Annotated in this window: 16 protein-coding genes; 5 read left to right on the forward strand and 11 right to left on the reverse strand. The window is 65.1% G+C overall.

Going from position 1 to position 17890, the window contains the following annotated elements; genetic code table 11:
- The first annotated feature begins 82 nt into the window (after positions 1–82).
- The 3 genes from AC3EDY_RS01705 to AC3EDY_RS01715 all read left to right on the forward strand — a co-directional run bounded on the left by AC3EDY_RS01705 (position 83) and on the right by AC3EDY_RS01715 (position 1887).
- On the forward strand, positions 83–793 hold the full coding sequence (locus AC3EDY_RS01705) for a CoA transferase subunit A (RefSeq protein WP_488570710.1): 711 nt from the start codon (positions 83–85) through the stop codon (positions 791–793).
- Positions 793–1428 carry a CoA transferase subunit B gene (locus AC3EDY_RS01710; protein WP_488570711.1) on the forward strand — a complete coding sequence of 212 codons (636 nt, stop codon included), beginning with the start codon at positions 793–795 and terminating at the stop codon, positions 1426–1428. Before AC3EDY_RS01705 ends, AC3EDY_RS01710 begins: the two co-directional genes overlap by 1 nt.
- Positions 1429–1593: 165 nt before the next feature.
- The gene (locus tag AC3EDY_RS01715; protein WP_488570712.1) at positions 1594–1887 is read left to right on the forward strand and encodes a hypothetical protein; all 294 of its coding nucleotides are present in this window, start codon (positions 1594–1596) and stop codon (positions 1885–1887) included.
- On the opposite strand, the gene AC3EDY_RS01720 is transcribed toward AC3EDY_RS01715, so the two are convergent.
- The 6 genes from AC3EDY_RS01720 to AC3EDY_RS01745 all read right to left on the reverse strand — a co-directional run bounded on the left by AC3EDY_RS01720 (position 1884) and on the right by AC3EDY_RS01745 (position 9680).
- Positions 1884–3605 carry a M10 family metallopeptidase gene (locus AC3EDY_RS01720; RefSeq protein ID WP_488570713.1) on the reverse strand — a complete coding sequence of 574 codons (1722 nt, stop codon included), beginning with the start codon at positions 3603–3605 and terminating at the stop codon, positions 1884–1886. The two genes, AC3EDY_RS01715 and AC3EDY_RS01720, sit on opposite strands and share 4 nt — an antisense overlap.
- Before the next feature lie 117 nt (positions 3606–3722).
- A complete protein-coding gene (locus tag AC3EDY_RS01725; protein ID WP_488570714.1) occupies positions 3723–5177 on the reverse strand; it encodes a M10 family metallopeptidase in 1455 nt (484 codons plus the stop codon).
- A gap of 177 nt (positions 5178–5354) precedes the next feature.
- The gene (locus tag AC3EDY_RS01730) at positions 5355–6524 is read right to left on the reverse strand and encodes a BaiN/RdsA family NAD(P)/FAD-dependent oxidoreductase (RefSeq protein ID WP_488570715.1); all 1170 of its coding nucleotides are present in this window, start codon (positions 6522–6524) and stop codon (positions 5355–5357) included.
- Positions 6525–6587: 63 nt separating this feature from the next.
- Positions 6588–8000, reverse strand: a complete 1413-nt coding sequence (gene lpdA, locus AC3EDY_RS01735; RefSeq protein ID WP_488570716.1) for a dihydrolipoyl dehydrogenase — start codon at positions 7998–8000, stop codon at positions 6588–6590.
- Positions 8001–8013: 13 nt separating this feature from the next.
- The gene (locus AC3EDY_RS01740; protein ID WP_488570717.1) at positions 8014–8388 is read right to left on the reverse strand and encodes an acyl-CoA thioesterase; all 375 of its coding nucleotides are present in this window, start codon (positions 8386–8388) and stop codon (positions 8014–8016) included.
- Positions 8385–9680: a pyruvate dehydrogenase complex dihydrolipoamide acetyltransferase gene (locus AC3EDY_RS01745; RefSeq protein ID WP_488570718.1), complete on the reverse strand. Its 1296-nt coding sequence runs from the start codon at positions 9678–9680 to the stop codon at positions 8385–8387. The genes AC3EDY_RS01740 and AC3EDY_RS01745 overlap by 4 nt, the downstream gene beginning before the upstream one ends.
- A gap of 251 nt (positions 9681–9931) precedes the next feature.
- Between AC3EDY_RS01745 and AC3EDY_RS01750 the strand changes: the two genes are divergently transcribed.
- Positions 9932–10393: a universal stress protein gene (locus AC3EDY_RS01750; RefSeq protein WP_488570719.1), complete on the forward strand. Its 462-nt coding sequence runs from the start codon at positions 9932–9934 to the stop codon at positions 10391–10393.
- Between the two features lie 29 nt (positions 10394–10422).
- Here AC3EDY_RS01750 and AC3EDY_RS01755 read toward each other — a convergent pair whose 3' ends face one another.
- The gene (locus tag AC3EDY_RS01755; RefSeq protein ID WP_488570720.1) at positions 10423–12717 is read right to left on the reverse strand and encodes a ribonuclease R family protein; all 2295 of its coding nucleotides are present in this window, start codon (positions 12715–12717) and stop codon (positions 10423–10425) included.
- Positions 12718–12765: 48 nt separating this feature from the next.
- Positions 12766–13527 carry a helix-turn-helix domain-containing protein gene (locus AC3EDY_RS01760; protein ID WP_488570721.1) on the reverse strand — a complete coding sequence of 254 codons (762 nt, stop codon included), beginning with the start codon at positions 13525–13527 and terminating at the stop codon, positions 12766–12768.
- A gap of 84 nt (positions 13528–13611) precedes the next feature.
- On the opposite strand from AC3EDY_RS01760, the gene AC3EDY_RS01765 reads away from it, so the two are divergent.
- Positions 13612–14379 (forward strand): class I SAM-dependent methyltransferase, encoded by a 768-nt coding sequence (locus tag AC3EDY_RS01765; RefSeq protein WP_488570722.1) that lies wholly within the window; start codon positions 13612–13614, stop codon positions 14377–14379.
- Here AC3EDY_RS01765 and AC3EDY_RS01770 read toward each other — a convergent pair whose 3' ends face one another.
- The 3 genes from AC3EDY_RS01770 to AC3EDY_RS01780 are packed head-to-tail and all read right to left on the reverse strand — an operon-like array spanning position 14380 to position 17871.
- Positions 14380–14955, reverse strand: a complete 576-nt coding sequence (locus tag AC3EDY_RS01770; RefSeq protein WP_488570723.1) for a DUF805 domain-containing protein — start codon at positions 14953–14955, stop codon at positions 14380–14382. It abuts the gene before it with no gap.
- Between the two features lie 12 nt (positions 14956–14967).
- On the reverse strand, positions 14968–16284 hold the full coding sequence (locus AC3EDY_RS01775; protein ID WP_488570850.1) for a M28 family peptidase: 1317 nt from the start codon (positions 16282–16284) through the stop codon (positions 14968–14970).
- Between the two features lie 39 nt (positions 16285–16323).
- Positions 16324–17871: an aminoacyl--tRNA ligase-related protein gene (locus tag AC3EDY_RS01780; protein ID WP_488570724.1), complete on the reverse strand. Its 1548-nt coding sequence runs from the start codon at positions 17869–17871 to the stop codon at positions 16324–16326.
- Positions 17872–17890 lie beyond the last annotated feature (19 nt).

Here is a 17890-nt window from a genome sequence, read left to right on the forward strand (position 1 = left end):
CTTATCATAAAAGATAACGATGTATCGCTGGTTTTGATCGATCATTTTGCGTAGACAGAAAGCATCCTATGGAGAGGTGCCTATGGCCAACAAGATCTATCCTTCCGCCGCGGCCGCGCTTGACGGTTTGCTGCGCGATGATCTGCTGATCGCCTGCGGGGGCTTTGGCCTTTGCGGCATTCCCGAGCGGCTGATCGATGCGGTGCGCGATTCGGGTGTCAAAGGCCTGACCTTTGCGAGCAACAACGCCGGCATCGACAACGAGGGCATCGGCAAGCTGCTGCGCACGCGCCAGGTGAAGAAGATGATCTCGTCCTATGTGGGCGAAAACAAGGAATTCGAGCGACAGTATCTTGCCGGCGAGCTGGAAGTGGAATTCTGCCCGCAGGGCACGCTGGCCGAGCGCATGCGCGCCGGCGGCGCCGGCATTCCAGGATTCTACACCAAGACGGGCGTGGGCACGCTGGTGGCCGAAGGCAAGGAAGTGAAGCGCTTCGACGGGCAGGATTACATCCTGGAACGCGGGATCTTTGCCGATCTTTCGCTGGTGAAAGCATGGAAGGCCGACGAAAGCGGCAACGTGATCTTTCGCAAGACCGCGCGCAATTTCAACGTGCCGGCGGCCACCTGCGGCAAAGTCTGCGTGGTGGAAGTGGAAGAGATCGTGCCGACCGGCAGCCTCGATCCCGATGCCATCCACCTGGCCGGCGTCTATGTCCAGCGGCTGGTGCTGGGCGCGCCATATGACAAGAAGATCGAATTCCGCACAACCCGCGCCCGGGAGAACGCCTGATGCCCTGGACTCGTGACGAAATGGCTGCGCGCGCCGCGCGCGAACTGCAAGACGGGTTCTATGTGAACCTGGGCATCGGCATCCCGACGCTGGTGGCCAATCACATTCCCGATGGCATGGAAGTGACGCTGCAATCGGAAAACGGGATGCTGGGGATTGGCCCTTTCCCGTTCGACGACGAAGTGGACCCCGACCTGATCAATGCCGGCAAGCAGACGATCAGCGAACTTCCGCAGACCGCCTATTTCGACAGCGCGCAAAGCTTTGCCATGATCCGCGGCGGGCATATCGACCTGACCGTGCTGGGCGCGATGGAAGTTTCCGAACACGGGGACATCGCCAACTGGATGGTGCCGGGCAAGATGATCAAGGGCATGGGCGGCGCCATGGACCTGGTGGCGGGCGTGAAGCGCATCATCGTGGTGATGGAACACTGCGCCAAGGACGGCAGCCCCAAGTTCGTCCCCGCCTGCACGCTGCCGCTGACCGGCAAGAACGTGGTCGACATGGTGATCACTGACCTTGCCGTATTCCAGCGCCCGGATCACGACAGCCCGTTCCGCCTGGTGGAACTGGCCCCTGGCGTGAGCGCGGAAGACGTGGCCGCCAAGACCACGGCGCACTACACCGCCTGAGACGGTTCGCGGGCGGAGGGCGACGACACCCACTGCCCGCGCCCCGTTCATCGCCGGCCCGTGCATCGCCCGCCCGTGCATCGCCCGCCCATTCATCATACTGTCAGGCACGCGCGCCTAACCGCCTTTGCGGGGACCGAGCGCAGCCTGACGAAAGGATGGATCATGGCCTGGAACCCGCAAGCGCTCTTTCGCGGCGCCGCACGTGCCAAGGCGCTGGCCCGCCTGGCTGGCTCCATCGCACTGTCGCTGCCGCTGTGGCTGGGCACGCTGGCGCTGATCAAAGTGGTGATCGTGCCCGAAGCGCGCGCGGTGACGGCGCGGTATGACCGGGATGCGCAGGCGCTGGCCCGTGCCGGGGCACTCTATGCCCGCAACACGGGGCGCCCGCTGTGGCGCGCGAGCCGCGATGAAGCGCGGCTGACGATCGCGGGCATGCTGCGGAACATCCAGCCCTAGAGCACGAAATCGCCGTTGGCGAGGGGAACTCTGCCCAGGAGCAGCAGCGCGAAATCGGCGACGCCATCGCCGTTTACGTCGCCCAGCACCAGCGTATCGCTGCCGGATGACATCGTGCGCAATTCGCCCGCCACGCGATGAAACGGGGCAGCGCCGATGAACTTGAAGGCATCGTTGCCCGGGGTCAGCGTGTTGGCGTCGATCCGCGACAGCGTGATCCGATCGCCATCGGCGCGGCGGAAATCGGTAATCACGTCGCAGGTGGCGGCGTTGATGCCGTTGAATTCCGACACGCTTTCGAACACGAACCGGTCGGCGCCACTGCCGCCGGTCAACCTGTCCTGGCCGGAACCCCCGCGCAGGGTATCCTTGCCCGCCCCGCCGACAATCGTATCGTTGCCGCCGTAACCCAGGAGGACGTTGTCATAGCCATCCCCGGTCAATACGTCGCCATTGGCCGATCCCGTAACTTGCTCTACCCCGGAAATGGTATCGCGGCCCAGGCCGGCGGCGCTGCCATCGCCGACACCGGTGGCGAGATTGACCGTGACGCCCGCCTTGGCCCCGGCATAATTGACCATATCGAGCCCCGGCCCGCCGACGTAACGGTCATTGCCGACATCATCGCCCGCCACGAACGTATCGTCACCATCGCCACCCGACAGAATGTCGTCTCCCCGGCCGCCCGAAAGCCTGTCGTTCCCGCCATAGCCATAGATGCGATCGTTTCCCGCATAGCCATAGAGCCGGTTGTTCGCCTCGTTGCCCACCAGGGTATCGTTGCCGCCCCCGCCATAGGCGTCTTCGATCGTGACGTTATAGGCGATGCCGAGATTGTCGGCCACGCTGGCATTGGTGAAGCCCAGCATCGAATAGGCGCCGGGGTGCAGATCGACCCAGCAATCGAGCTTGAACGCCCGCAGATCGATCAGGTCGTTGCCGCCGGCATCCCAGATCGTGGCGAAGAACGGCTTTTCGGGCGAATAAACGTAAGTGTCGTTACCCGTGCGATAGCTCATGTTGGCGCCGTAGATCGCCTGGATCGCGGCGATATCGTAGACCATCGGCGTCTGTATGATGTAGTCGAAGTTTTCCTTGGCGGGGTTATAGGCATAGACCCCGGCAGGATCGTTGTACGACATGATCGTATAGGTGCGGCTGTCATAACCCGACGGCATGCCGTTGCCGTCAGACGGATGGGTCAGCCCCAGGGCGTGGCCGATCTCGTGCATCAGGGCGGTGAAATTGTAAGTGTTCACGGCATAGGAACCGGTGCCGTAGACCGGGCTGATCCAGATATCGCCGTGGCTGTTGGCCGCCCCATTCGCGGCGACCCTGGTATAGCCCCAGGATTCTCCCACGCTCGAGGAGAGGCCCAGGCGGATATCGCCCACAGTGCCGCCGGCCGTTTCGCTTACCTGCTTGAACGTGATATTGGCCACGTTGGACCATTGCTGAAACGCCAGGGCGACATTGGCGTATTCGCCCGAGGGCACCGCGCCCACGGTGGCCGCGGTCGGCTCGCTGCCATAGCCGCCGGCGAACGCGGATGCGACGCCCCCGCCCCAGACGAAGCTGTACGAAACGACCGTCTTGCTGCCCGACGTGACGGACCAGGCCAGGCGATAGGAAGGATCGGCCTGAAGCAACCCGTTGAACCGGGCATCGGACGTGAGGGTATAAGTCTTGACCGGCGATGCCTGGTTATAGAGAGCCACGCGCGCGTTCCCATGAAAGCGTAGACTGCCGGGATAGCCGCCCGGCGCAGATCACGGCAGGCATGACAGGTTCAAAGTGGAGGCGAGACGCCGCCCTCGCCGCGCCGGAAGCCTATGCTAGAGCACGAGATCGCTGGCCGCGAAGGCAACCTTGCCGGCGACCCGCAGCCAGAAATCGGCCACCCCATCGCCGTTGACATCGCCCTGAATGACGGTGGACGTGCCGCTGTACATGTAACGCAGTTCGCCCGCGACCTTGTGGAAACCGGCCGTACCGATGAACGTGAAAGGATCGTTGGTGCCGGCAGTGGCGCTGATCGCGTCGATCCCGCTCAGATCGATCACGTCCTTCTGCACCTTGGCGAAATCGTTGATCGTGTCGCACGTGGCAAGAGCAAGCCCGCCAAAATCGGAAATGGCTGCAAAAACGAACTTATCAGCACCCACGCCGCCGGTCAGCCTGTCCATGCCGTCACCGCCGTTCAGCACATCGCCGTCTGCCCCGCCCGACAGCGTATCGTTGCCGACACCCCCGTTCAGTGTATCGGCACCGGCGTTGCCGACCAGCGTGTCGTTGCCGCTGCCACCGTTGAGCGTGTTTGCCACGCTATTGCCCGTCAGCGTGTCGTTGCCGCTGCCCCCGGTGGCGTTTTCGATCGTGCAGTTGAACGCGATGCCCAGGTTGTTGGTCAGCGTCTGCAGGTTGTCGAACACCAAGGTGGAATACGTGCCGGGGTTGAGATTGATGCGGCAACCCCTGGAAAAGCCCTGAACGTCGATAGTGTCGTTGCCGCCACCGTCCCAGATCGAAGCGAAGAAGGGCGCGGTGGCGGAGTAGCTGTAGGTATCGTTACCCGCATGGTAGCCGGTATTGGCGCCATAGATCGCCTGGATTGCAGCGATGTCATAGACCATCGGCGTCTTGATCAGGTATTCGGTCTGGCCAGTGGCGCTGTTGTACCACCACACGTTCTTGGGATCGGTGTAGGACATGATGGTGTAATTGCGCGCATCGTATCCGGCGGGGATCTTGTTGCCCTCGAACGGATGATCAAGGCCCAGGGCGTGGCCGATCTCGTGCATCATGGCCATGTAGTTGTACGTGCCGACAGCGAACGATCCGCTGCCATAACTGGGCGAGATCCAGATATCGCCGTGGGCATTGGCCGCGCCGTTGGAAACGATCTTGCAATAGCCCCAGTATCGTCCGCCGACCGTGGAGGACTGCGCGATGCGGATATCGCCCACCGTGCCGCTTTCGGTTTCGGTGACTTGCGTGAACGTGATATTGGCGACGTTGGCCCAGGCCTGGAACGCCGCCTGGATATTGGCGGTTTCGCCCGCCGGCATGGCGCCGCGCGTGGCCGCGACGGGCTCGCTGCCATAGCCGCTGGCAAACTTGCTGGCGACGCCGTCCTGCCAGGGAAAGCTGTAGGTGATGGCGGTCTTGCCGTCGACCACCGTGGACCATTTCGACCGGAACGCCGACTGCGCATAGAGCAGCGAATTGACATAGGTGTTGCCGGTCAGATTGTAACGGGAAACGACCGACGCATCGGTAAAGCTTGGCATGGGCGAGGTGTCCTTGATCGCGCAACGCCCGGTCCGGGCCAGGGGCACGAGAAGGCCATACCGACTGTCAACGCCGGGTATGCTCCGCGGCACGTATTGGCCACCATGCGGCGTTATTCTGCCGTTATCCGGCAGAGATTTGCCGGTACTTGCCAGGGCACAGCCCGTGCCTTGGACTCACGCCGCCAATCCCGCAGCATGGCCACTGGCCCAGGCCCACTGGAAATTATAGCCGCCCAGCCAGCCGGTTACGTCAACCGCCTCGCCGATGGCGAACAGGCCCGGCAGCTTGCGCGATTCCATCGTGCGCGAGGACAATTCGGCCGTGCTGATGCCGCCGGCCGTCACTTCGGCCTTGGCAAAGCCTTCGCTGCCGTCGGGGAGGAATTCCCAGCCGCGAAGGCGCGCCTCGGCCGCGCGCAGGGCTTTGTCGGGCAGATTGCCCAGTTCAGACGGCAGGCCGATCTGATCGGCAAGCGCGGCGGCAAGCCTTTCCGGCAGGGCCTGGGCCAGGATGCTGCGCAACTGCGCGCGGGGGCGCTGGCGCTTGGCGGCCAGCAGCCAATCAGGAGCTTGCCCAGGCAGGAAATCGATACGGACCGCCTCGCCCCGCTGCCAGTAGGACGAGACCTGCAGAATCGCCGGGCCGGACAGGCCGCGATGAGTGAACAAGGCCGCTTCGGCAAAGCGGGCCTTGCCGCAAGCGGCTTCGACCGGGGCGGCGACCCCCGACAACTCGCGAAACAGCGCGGCAGCGGGCGGTAGCGTGAGCGGCACGAGCGCCGGGCGCGGCTGGACGAACTTGAGCCCGAACTGGCGGGCGAGATCATAGGCAAAGCCGGTGGCCCCGATCTTCGGAATCGACGGGCCACCCGTGGCGATGACCAGCGAGGGCGCGGCAAAGACCCCTTCCCCGGCCGTGACGTGGAATTGACCGTCGGCATGGCGGACCAGCTTTATCGGGCTGTTGCAGCGGATCTGCGCGCCGCCGGCCGCGCACTGTGCCAGCAGCATGGCGACGATCTGGCGCGCGGACCCGTCGCAGAACAACTGGCCCAGCGTTTTTTCATGCCAGGCGATGCCGTGCGCGTCGACCAGCACGATGAAATCGGCCGGCGTATAACGGCTCAGCGCCGATCGGGCGAAATGCGGGTTTTCGGACAAAAACCGATCGGGTGCAGTGTGCAGATTGGTGAAATTGCAGCGACCGCCGCCGGAGATCAGGATCTTCTTTCCCGGCGCTTCCGCGTGATCGAGCACCACCACGCGGCGCCCCCGCGCGGCCGCCGTGGCCGCGCAGAAAAGGCCCGCTGCGCCGGCGCCCAGAACGATCACGTCATGCGTCATGCCCCGCGCCGTGGGCGATAGGGCCGCCTTTGGCAAGGGGCAGCCGGTGGCGGGACGCAGTGGCTAGATATGCAGGGCCCGGCCATAGGCGGCCAGAACGGACTCATGCATGGACTCGCTGATCGTCGGGTGCGGGAATATGGTGTGCATCAGTTCGGCCTCGGTGGTTTCCAGCGTCTTGCCGATGACGAAACCCTGGATCATCTCGGTTACTTCCGCGCCGATCATGTGCGCACCCAGTAGTTCGCCGGTCTTGGCATCGAACACCGTCTTGACGAAACCTTCCGCCTCGCCCAGCGCGATAGCCTTGCCGTTGCCGATGAACGGGAACGTGCCGGCTTTCACCGTGTAACCGGCTTCCTTTGCTTTGGCCTCGGTCAGCCCGACGCTGGCGATCTGCGGATGGCAATAAGTGCAGCCGGGGATATTGGCGCGGTCCATCGGATGCGGGTGGACGTCCTTGTTGCCCAACTCGGCAGCAATCGCCTCGGCCGCGATCACGCCTTCGTGGCTGGCCTTGTGTGCAAGCCAGGGACCCGGCGTCACGTCACCGATCGCCCAAAGGCCCGCGACGCCGGTGCGGCCATAGCCGTCGATCTGGATGAAGCCGCGCTCGGTCTTTACGCCCAGCGCTTCGAGGCCGATGTTTTCGGTGTTGGGCACGATGCCCACGGCGACGATCACATGGCTGTAATCGGCCTCGACCACTTTGCCGTCCTTACCCTTGATCCGGGCGTGAACGCCGCTGTCGCCGATGGTCAGGTCTTCCACGCCGGCGCCGGTCATGATCGTGATGCCCTGCTTCGTGAGCGCCTTTTCCAGGAAGGCGGAAACATCGGCATCTTCCACCGGCACGATGCGGTCGAGCATTTCCACGACAGTAACCTGCGAGCCCATATCGTTGTAGAAGCTGGCAAATTCGATGCCGATCGCACCCGAGCCGATCACCAGCAGCTTGCCCGGCATTTCCCTGGGGGTCATGGCGTGGCGATAGGTCCACACACGATTGCCATCGGCCTTGGCAAAGGGCAGATCGCGGGCGCGGGCGCCGGTGGCGACGATCACGTGCCTGGCGGTGATCGTTTCGGTGCCTTTCTCGCCCGTCACGTCAACGCTAGTCGCGCTTTTCAAGACGCCCGTGCCCATGTGCACGGCGATCTTGTTCTTCTTCATCAAGTGCGTGACGCCCTGGTTGAGCTGCTTGGCCACCCCGCGCGAGCGCTTGACCACCGCATCGAGATCGGCGCGGATGTTGTCGGCCGCAAGGCCATAGGACGCGGCATGCTTCATGTGATTGAGCACTTCGGCCGAACGCAGCAGGGCCTTGGTGGGAATGCACCCCCAGTTGAGGCAGATGCCGCCGAGCAGCTCGCGTTCGACAATGGCCGTCTTGAGGCCAAGCTGCGCGCAGCGGATGGCGGCCACATAGCCGCCGGGGCCGGAACCGAGGACGATCACGTCATATTGATCAGCCACTTGGGAATTCTCCTTATTCGCCAACCGGGCGCGGCCGGCCAGTGCCATCGATGGCAACAAACGTGAATTTGGCCTGGGTGACGATCGAAACGTGCTCGCTGTGCCGTTCGCGTCGCCATGCCTCGATGGCGATGGTCATCGACGTGCGCCCGGTATTCACGATCTCGCCATAGACCGAAACCTCGTCGCCCACCTTGACCGGCTGCAGGAACTGCATCCCGTCGAGCGCGATGGTCACCGCCCGGCCGCGGCAACGACGCGATGCGATCAGGCCGGCGGCACTGTCCATCAGGCTGAGCAACCAGCCACCGAAGATATCGCCATAGGCATTGCAATCGGCCGGCATCGCGGTGACGCGGATGGCCGGTTCGCGGGGCGGCAGGCTCATGCCACCAACGCCAGCGGGTTTTCGACGATCTGCTTGAACGCCTGCATCAGTTCGGCACCGTCGGCCCCGTCGATCGCGCGGTGGTCGAAGCTGCCCGTGGCGCTCATCACGGTGGCCACGCCCAGTGCGCCGTCGATCACGTGGGGGCGCTGCTCGCCCGCGCCGACAGCCAGGATCATGCCCTGCGGCGGGTTGATCACGGCATCGAACTGCTTGATGCCGAACATGCCGAGATTCGACAGCGAAGCGGTGCCGCCCTGGAATTCGTGCGGCTGCAGCTTGCCATCGCGGGCCTTGCCGGCGAGCTGCTTCATTTCGGTGGCGATCGCAGAAACCGATTTAGCCCCGGCATCCTTGATTATCGGGGTGATCAGGCCCGATGGCGCGGCCACGGCTACCGACACGTCGACCCTGGTGAAGCTGCGCAGCTCGTCACCGGCAAAGCTGACATTGCACTTGGGCACCTGGACCAGCGCCTTGGCCAGCGCCTTGATCAGCAGATCGTTGACCGACAGCTTGACCCCCTGCGCTTCGAGCGCGGCATTGAGCTGGCCGCGCAGCTTGAGCAGCGCATCAAGGCGCACGTCGAGCGTGAGATAGATGTGCGGAATGGTCTGCTTGGCTTCTGTCAGGCGGCGGGCAATGGTCTTGCGCACATTGTTGAGCTTTTGCGCTTCGTAGGGAATGCCGAAGTCGGGCACGGCCGGTGCAGGTACAACTGAAGGTGCAGGTGCAGGTGCAGCAGCGGGCGCAGCTATCGGGGCGGCGGCAGACGCGGAGGCCGGGGCCGCTGCGCGGGCGCCCATCACGTCGGCCTTGGTGATCCGGCCATTGGGGCCACTGCCCTTGACGGCGGCAAGATCGATGCCCTGTTCGGCAGCGATGCGGCGGGCAAGCGGCGTGGCAATGACGCGATCGCCCTTGGGCGCGGGCGTAGCGACAGGAGCGGCTGCAGCAACGGGAGTGGCGGCGACAGGAGCGGGGTCGGCAGGCGAGGCTTGGGCCGGCGCGGATGCAGGCGCCGCCGGAGCCGGAGCGCGCGCATCCTCGTCCTCGCCGGCGATCATGGCGATCACCGTGCCGACTTTCACGCCTTCGCTCCCTTCGGCTACGTCGATCGAAACGATCGTGCCTTCGTCGACAGCTTCGAATTCCATCGTGGCCTTGTCGGTCTCGATTTCCGCCATGATGTCACCCGAGGAAACCTTGTCGCCGACCTTGACGAGCCAGCGGGCCAGCGTGCCCTCTTCCATCGTGGGAGACAGAGCGGGCATCTTGATCGCGATGGGCATGGGCGGTTTCCGTATCCTGGATGAAAAGTGTCAATATGGTTACATATGCCGGTTAATAAGCAAAAATTCTGGTTAAATGATGCTTTCGTTCACCGCGCCTTTTCACCATTATCGCATTCCGGGTCAAGTGCGCATGCGACAGGCCGGACCATGCCCTCTGGCGGGCACTGCCATATGCATGCGGCTTGCTTATTTGCCAGCGGCCCGGGATCGCGATACCACAGGAGGCAGGACGGGGGCGGATACGCGACATGCCAGACCAGCAGCGGATCTATCTGGTGATCATGGACGAGACCGACGAGGCCGCGCGCGCTTTGCGCTTTGCCGCGCGCCGGGCGGTACGTACCGGTGGCGGCGTTCATATTCTGGCACTGGTGCCGCGGCAGGAGTTCGTTGCCTTTGGCGGCGTTCAGGCGACTATCGAGCAGGAAGCGCGTGACCGCGCCGAAGTTCTCGCCACGGCCGCCGCCGGCAGCCTCGCCAGCGAATCCGGCCTTGCCCCGCTGATCAACGTGCGCGAAGGCGATGGCCCGCACGTGGTGCGCGAATACCTGAAAGAACACCCCGAAGTATCGGCCCTGGTGCTGGGTGCCGGAAAAGACAATCCCGGGCCGTTGATCAGCCACTTTGCCGCCGCGGCGGGCACGCTGCCTTGCGTGCTGATGATCGTGCCGGGCGGCGCGAGCGATCAGGCGATCGACGCAGTAAGCTGAATGTCCTTCCCCGCCCAGCCGAAAGCGCGTTATCGCCGTTTGCCTTGATGGCGGATATTGCCGGGGCGGCCGCGTTGGCCGGCCATGTGCCTGCCGCGAAATTTGGGCTTCGCGTCCAGCTTGCCGCCGCGCCGCTCGATGCGCTGGACACCTTCGGCAACGTCGACCGGTTCGAACTTGAGCGCGCCGGTCAGCGGATTGGCCTCGGCCAGGCGCAACTTGACAATCATGCCCATGGCGAATTCCTCGCCGCTTAGTTCGCCGATCAGCCGCTGCGCCTTTTCATCATAGTTGAAGCGTTCGGCGCCCAGCGTGGAGACCGGCACCAGGCCATCGCCGCCCAGGCCCAGGATCGTGGCGAACAGGCCGAACTTCTGCACGCCGGTGATCCGCGTATCGAACACCTCGCCCACGCGGGTGAAAAGCCAGGCGGCGACATAGCGGTCGGTCGTCTCGCGCTCCGCCTCCATCGCCCGGCGCTCGGCCGCGCTGATCGCATCGGACACGCGCGAAAGATCGCCGCGATCGCGATCGGATAGGCCGGACGTGGCGGGAATGGCGCGATCTTCGGGGCGCGGCTGTTCCAGCCCATAGGCATCGACCAGCGCGCGGTGGACCAGCAGATCGGCATAGCGGCGGATGGGCGAGGTGAAATGAGCGTAAGACCCCAGCGCCAGGCCGAAATGCCCGGCATTGCGCGGGCCGTAGTAAGCCTGGGTCTGGCTGCGCAGCACGGCTTCCATCACCAGAGCACGCTCGGCCTCGTCGGTCACGTCGTTCAGCATGCGGTTGAACAGGCCCGGCGTGATTACCTGCCCCAGCGCCAGCTTGCGCCCGAACGTGGCAAGATAATCCTTCAGCGCCAGCAGCTTCTCGCGGCTGGGCGGCTCGTGGATGCGATAGACCACCGGGGCGACCTTGGCTTCCAGCGCCTTGGCCGCGGCAACGTTGGCGGCGATCATGAAATCTTCGACCACGCGGTGCGCATCGAGTCGCTCGCGCAGGGCGATCTGGGTGATGCGCCCTTGCTCGTCGAGCATCACGCGGCGCTCGGGCAACTCCAGTTCGAGCGGATCGCGGCTGGACCGGGCCTTTTCCAGCAGGCGCCAGGCAGACCACAGGTTTTGCAGATGCGGCGCAGCGCGGCCTTCGTCGATGCGGGCCTGCGCCTCTTCATAGGCGATGACCTCGTCGATGCGCACGAGCGCGCGGGTGAAACGGAAATCGGTGATGCGGCCATCGGCCGCGATATGCAGATGGCAGGCCATCGCCGCACGGTCGGCACCCGATTTCAACGAGCAGACATCCGCGCTCAGCACTTCGGGCAACATCGGAACGACCCGGTCAGGAAAATAGACCGAGTTGCCGCGCTTGCGCGCATCGCGATCGATGTGACCGCCCGGCCGAACGTAGAAACTGACATCGGCAATGGCGACGACGGCGCGATAGCCGCCTTCGCCATCGGGTTCGGCCCAGATCGCATCGTCATGATCGCGGGCATCGCTGGGGTCGATCGCCACGATCGGCAAAGCCCGCAGATCTTCGCGCCGCTCCGCGCCCAACGGCAGGCGCGCGGCGGCCTGGGCCTCTTCCAGCGCCTCGGGCAGGAAAGCCACGGGAATGCCATGCTTGTGAATGGCAATGAGACTGAACGAACGGGGTGCCAGCGGATCGCCCAGCACCGCCGTGACGCGCAGCCCGGAGCGCGGCGAGCGCCCCGCCGGCTCGGCCAGAACGAGTTGCCCGGCTTCTGCCCCGCCAAGATCGGAAATCGGCGCGGCATGGCGTTCGCGCTTGTCGATCGGGGCGAGCCAGCCTTTGCCAGCGCCATCCAGTTCGACGACGCCCATAACCTGCTCGCTCTGCTGCGGCAGCTTCTTCATCGGATGGGCGAGCCACTTGCCACTGCCCGGGCCACCCACTTCCTCGGTGCGGGCAAGCACGCGGTCACCGGGCCTGAGCGCGGCCTGGCGCTCCCTGGCCTTGCCTTTCGGTTCGATCACGCGCAGGCGGGGCGGCGGGCTGGCATCATCGGGTTGCCAGCTATCGGGAATGGCCAGAACGTGGCCCTCGTCGATCTCCACCACGCGCAGCACCGTGACTTTCGGCACGCCGCCCATGGCATGAAAAGCCGTACGGTTGCCATCGATCAGGCCCTCTTCGGCCATGTCCTTGAGCAGGGCCTTGAGCGCAATCTTCTCAGCGCCTTTGAGGCCGAAAGCCCGGGCAATTTCGCGCTTGCCCGCCGGTTCGGCGCTTTGGGCGATGAAATCGAGCACCTGCTGGCGCGAGGGGAGCCCCGGGGGCAATGCGGTCTTGGCCATTCCCCGGCATGTGGGCCTTTGCACGGCAAAGCGCAACCATCGCCAGCATCACGCCGGGTGCAGCACCACGGCTTTGGCATCGGGCCGGTCGGCCGGAATCCAGGTGAACTGGCGGAAAGCCAGGTGGCCATCCCACGGATGATCGAACCGGCGCAGGCCGCCCTCTCGACCTTGCACCACCTGCTCGTTCCAGAGGGTGGAAAAATCGCCGCTTTCCGTCTTCAGATCGGCCACCAGCCGCTCGCTGACAGGATCGCCATGACGCCCGGCATGATCGGCGCGGAATTCGGCGATCAGACGTCGCGCGCGCTCCCGCCAATCGGGCAGCATCGCCCGCGCTTCGGCGCGCAGGAACATATAGCGCAACAGATTGCGCTCTCCGCGATCGTCGAGCCAGCCGGGAAACAGCCGCTCGGCGGCGGCATTCCAGCATGTGGCGCGCCAGGTGCGATCGAGGCCATAGGCCGGGCCAGGCGCAAATTCGACCAGCACGCGCACCGATTCCGGCGCATCGTCCTGCGCGGCGGCAAGCGGGGCCTCGGGATCGATTCGCCCGGCCAGCTCGAACAGATAGGCCCGCTCGGCCATCGAAAGCGCCAGCGCACGTGCCAGCCGCGCAAGGGCATGGGGGGAAGGATTGGCCTCGCGCCCTTGTTCGAGCCAGGCCAGCCAGGTCGTGCTGATCCCGGCACGGACGGCCAGTTCCTCGCGCCGCAAGCCGGGAGTCCGGCGGCGGCCACCGGCTTCGGCAGGGCTGCGTTCGCGCATGGCGCGCAGAAAGCGGCCCAGGTCATGTCTCGTATCGGTCATGGCACTCGTTATAACAGGATAACGTCCAATCTTGTAACAGGGTGAGCTTACGGGTCACACCGCCGCCAGCGAAAGGACAAAGCCATGACCCGTTTGACCCACGATCAGCATGCCGACCGCCAGTTCGGCACCCGCGCCGCAGCCTATGTGGCCAGCGCCGTCCACGCCCATGGCGCGGACCTGGCACGGATGGCCCAGGTACTGGCCGAACGGCGACCCGCCCGCCTGATCGACCTGGGCACCGGCGGCGGGCATGTCGCCTATGCTGCCGCACCGCATTGCGCAGACGTGATCGCCACCGACCTTGCCCCCGGCATGCTGGCGGCGGTGGAGGCGGAAAGCCGGCGCCGGGGCCTGAACAATATCACGACCTGCACTGCCGCGGCCGAAGCGCTGCCATTCGCAGCCGGCCACGCCGATGCCGTGACCAGCCGCTTTTCCGCGCACCATTGGGGCAGCCTGGCCCTGGGCCTTGCCGAAGCGCGGCGGGTCTGCGCCATTGGCGGCCTTGCCCTGTTCGCCGATATCGTCGCCCCGCCCGACGCGCTGAGCGACACGCATCTCCAGGCGGTGGAACTGCTGCGCGATCCATCGCATGTCCGCGATTACGGCATTGCGGAATGGATCTCCGCCCTTGGCCATGCCGGCTTTGCCGTGACCGTCATCTCGACCGGGCGTCTGCGCATGGATTTCACCACCTGGACCCTGCGCATGGACACGCCGCCAATACCTGCCGCCGCTATCCGGCATTTGCAGCAAAACGCCCCGCAAGAGGTGCAGCGACATTTTGCCATCGAAAGCGACGGAAGCTTCACGCTCGACACGCTGTTGATCGAAGCGGTGGCGACCTGATCAGGCGGCGGCCGGCGGCGGCCCGAACCGGTTGGTGCCCGGCGTCGACCGGCGCACCGCCAGCCCCACCATCAGCGCCAGCGCCAGCCAGCCCAGCGCGGCAAGCGACCAGTTGGTTTCGCGCAGCATCCGCCCCGCGCCCTGCCCGCCAGCCTGAACGACGGCAATGGTATGCGCCACCTCGCGCGGCGCGGCCAGAAGCGTCAAGGCATAAGGCACGCCGGGGAGCAGAACGAACCGGCCCGACAGGTTGCTGTCGTGCAGCCGGCGCACCAGGCTGGCGAGCAGCAAGGCCATGGTCGCCAGGCTGATCACGATCGAAAACACCATGATTTGCGGAAGCACGGCGGCCATCTGCGCCTGAACCGCGGCGTTGATCGCATGGGGATCGGTACTATGGCGCGTTCCCGCGATCGCGGTAGCGACCACTCGGCTCATCAGCGGGACCGCGACCAGGATGTTGATCCCCCAGCGCAGCAGCAGCAGGAACAGCGCATAATGCCAGAATGTCTGCCGCGCGTCCCGCCCATGGAAGTTGAGCAGGTTGCCCAGTCCGCGCCTTATCGCCTGGAGCATCGATCGATCCTTTCACTTCCGCGAAACTGGCAGGAAAGCGCCACCCGGCAGGGCCGAGGCCACCGGGCTGGCGCTGCCGTCTGCGGCAATGGCACTTACGCCGAAAAACCAGTCGTCACCCCGTACGCCCGGCAGTATCACGCGGGTCTGCGTGGTTTCCAGCACCGGGCGGGCAGGCCAGCCTGGCGCATCGGTGGCCCGCTGCCACAGGGCATAGCGGACTGCGCCGGGCACGTATTGCCAGGAAACCTCGGTATCGGTCTGCACCGCAGCCTTGACCGTGCCGGCTGGCGGCATGGGCGCCTTGGCCAGCGCGGCAAGCCCAGCCACGTTGAGCCGCGTGACTTTGGCGAGATAGCCGAAATCCATGGCTTCGGCCGTGTCGCCAAAAACGCGACCCTGCTCGGTGCGCAGATCCTGATGCTGGCGATCGTAATTCTCGACGGCGACACTGAAGCGCACGGCGGGATAGCCCATGGCCGCGAAGGGCAGATGATCGCCGCCACGGCCCATGCGGTCGGCCCGCCAGACCTGGCGCACGGCGAGCCCCTGACGGTCGGCCGCTGCCAGGCCGGCGAGCCAACGCGACAGATTGCGCGACGGACTGTCGTTCTCGCCGCCCAGGGCGCGCTGGGCGCTGGTCAGGGCGGCATCGCCGTCGCCGCGCGGCCCTTCGGAAAAAACCCGCACATGCCGGTCTTCGACACGCCCGTCCGATCCGCGGGAATTGCCGACGATATCGTTGTTGAACATGGCCTTCACGGTCCAGCCGCGGGCCTTGGCATAATCGGCCAGCAGTTTGCCGCCATAAAGGCCCTGCTCTTCCCCGCTCAGCACGGCATAGACGATCGTGGTCGGAAAGCGGCGTTGCGAAAGCACGCGCGCGGCTTCGAGGACGAGAGCGGTACCCGAACCGTCGTCGTTCGCGCCGGGCGCATCGGCCGTGGCGTTCATCACGTCGGACACGCGGCTGTCGATATGCGCGGCCACGATCACCACTTCGTCGGGCCGGTCGGTGCCACGCTGGATCGCCACGACATCGACGATCTTGGTCGGCACGGGCAGGCGCTCGCCCGTCACGGTGGTTTCCGGCAACGCGATATCCAGACATCCGCCGCAAGCCACGCTCGTCTGGCTAAGCTGCGCCTGCGCCCAGGCGCGGGCCGCGCCGATGCCGCGCCGGGGATCGGTGGTGGACGACATCGTATGGCGCGTGCCGAAACCCACCAAAGCCTCGACATCGGATTTCAGGCGGGCTGGCGAAACCGTCTGCGCCTGCAGCGGCAAGGCCAGAAGCATGAGCGGAAGGGCAAGCGAGGCGCGGATCATCCGGCGCAAGCTAAACCAACTGGCGTGAGATGCCAGAGCTCAATACGATCGCGCGATGAGAATGGTCTCGACCGCCGCGTCCCCTGTGAACGGGCATGTGCCGGTTGGCGCCGGCGCATCGAGCGGCGTGTTGCGGATCGTGAGTTTCAAGGCTTTCAACTGTTCCACCACTTTATCGAGCGCTGGACCGGTCGGCCGCGACCAGCCCAGTTCGACCCAGCCGGGAAACTTGCGGTCTTCGGCGAAATAGGCGGCAAGGCCATCAAGACCGGTCACGCCGCGCTCGATCTGCGCATCGCGGCGGGCAGCGGCCTGTGCGAACAAGGCCGCCTGGATCGATTCGAGTTCTGCCGCGGCGCCTGCCACGAACGCTTCGCTTGACTGGGCGACAAACGCGACCTTGCCGTCCTCGCGCCACAGACGGTCGCGTCGCAGGGCCGAAACCTGGCCGCTTTCCGCATCGCGGCCGCCGATTTCAAGGATCAGCGGCACGCCTTTCTTGACCCAGGCCCAACGCTTTGCCGTGGCCTTGCCGGGGCGCTTGTCAAGCAGCACGCGCAGCTTTTCGTCGAAGGCGCTTTGCCCGGCCAGCGCCTTGCGCAGGCTTTCGCAATAGGCGAGCAGCGCTGCGTCGCCCTCGTTATCGCGCAGCATGGGCAGGATAACGATCTGGTGCGGCGCCACCTGCGGCGGGGTGCGCAGGCCATCGTCATCGCCATGCGTCATGATCACGCCGCCGATCAGCCGGGTGGACACCCCCCACGAGGTGGTGTGGCACAAGGCCTGCTGGCCGTCCCTATCCTGATAACGGATGCCCGCTGCCCGCGAAAAGGTCGTGCCCAGGTAATGCGACGTGCCGGCCTGAAGCGCTTTGCCGTCCTGCATCATGGCTTCGATCGAATAAGTGGCCACCGCACCGGGGAAACGCTCGTTCTCGGGCTTGGCACCGGCAATCACCGGCAGCGCCAGCACGTCTTGCGCAAAGCTGCGATACATTTCCAGCGCGCGCAGGGTTTCGGCCATGGCATCGGCCTCGTCCGCATGGGCGGTATGGCCTTCCTGCCACAGGAATTCGCTGGTGCGCAGGAACATGCGGGTGCGCATTTCCCAGCGCACCACGTTGGCCCACTGGTTGGTGAGCAGGGGCAGATCGCGCCACGATTGCACCCAGCGGGCCATTGCCGCGCCGATCACGGTTTCCGATGTCGGGCGCACGACCAGCGGCTCCTCCAGCCTGGCTTCGGGATCGGGGACGAGGCCACCCTTGGGATCGGCAATCAGGCGATGATGGGTGACCACCGCCATTTCCTTGGCAAAACCCTCGACGTGATCGGCTTCCCGGGCGAAGTACGACAGCGGGATGAACAGCGGAAAATAGCAGTTGTCGACGCCCGCTTCCTTGATGCGCGCGTCCATCAGTTTCTGGATGCGTTCCCAGATGCCGTAACCCCACGGCTTGATCACCATGCAGCCGCGCACACCCGATTCCTCGGCAAGATCGGCCTCGGCGATCAACACCTGGTACCACTGGGCAAAGTCTTCGTCGCGCTTGATCGGCAGCGCGTGCTTGATGGTGGGCTGGGTCATGCCCTGCCGGTTAGCCGGT

Source organism: Novosphingobium sp. DS6-6, from assembly GCF_057784975.1.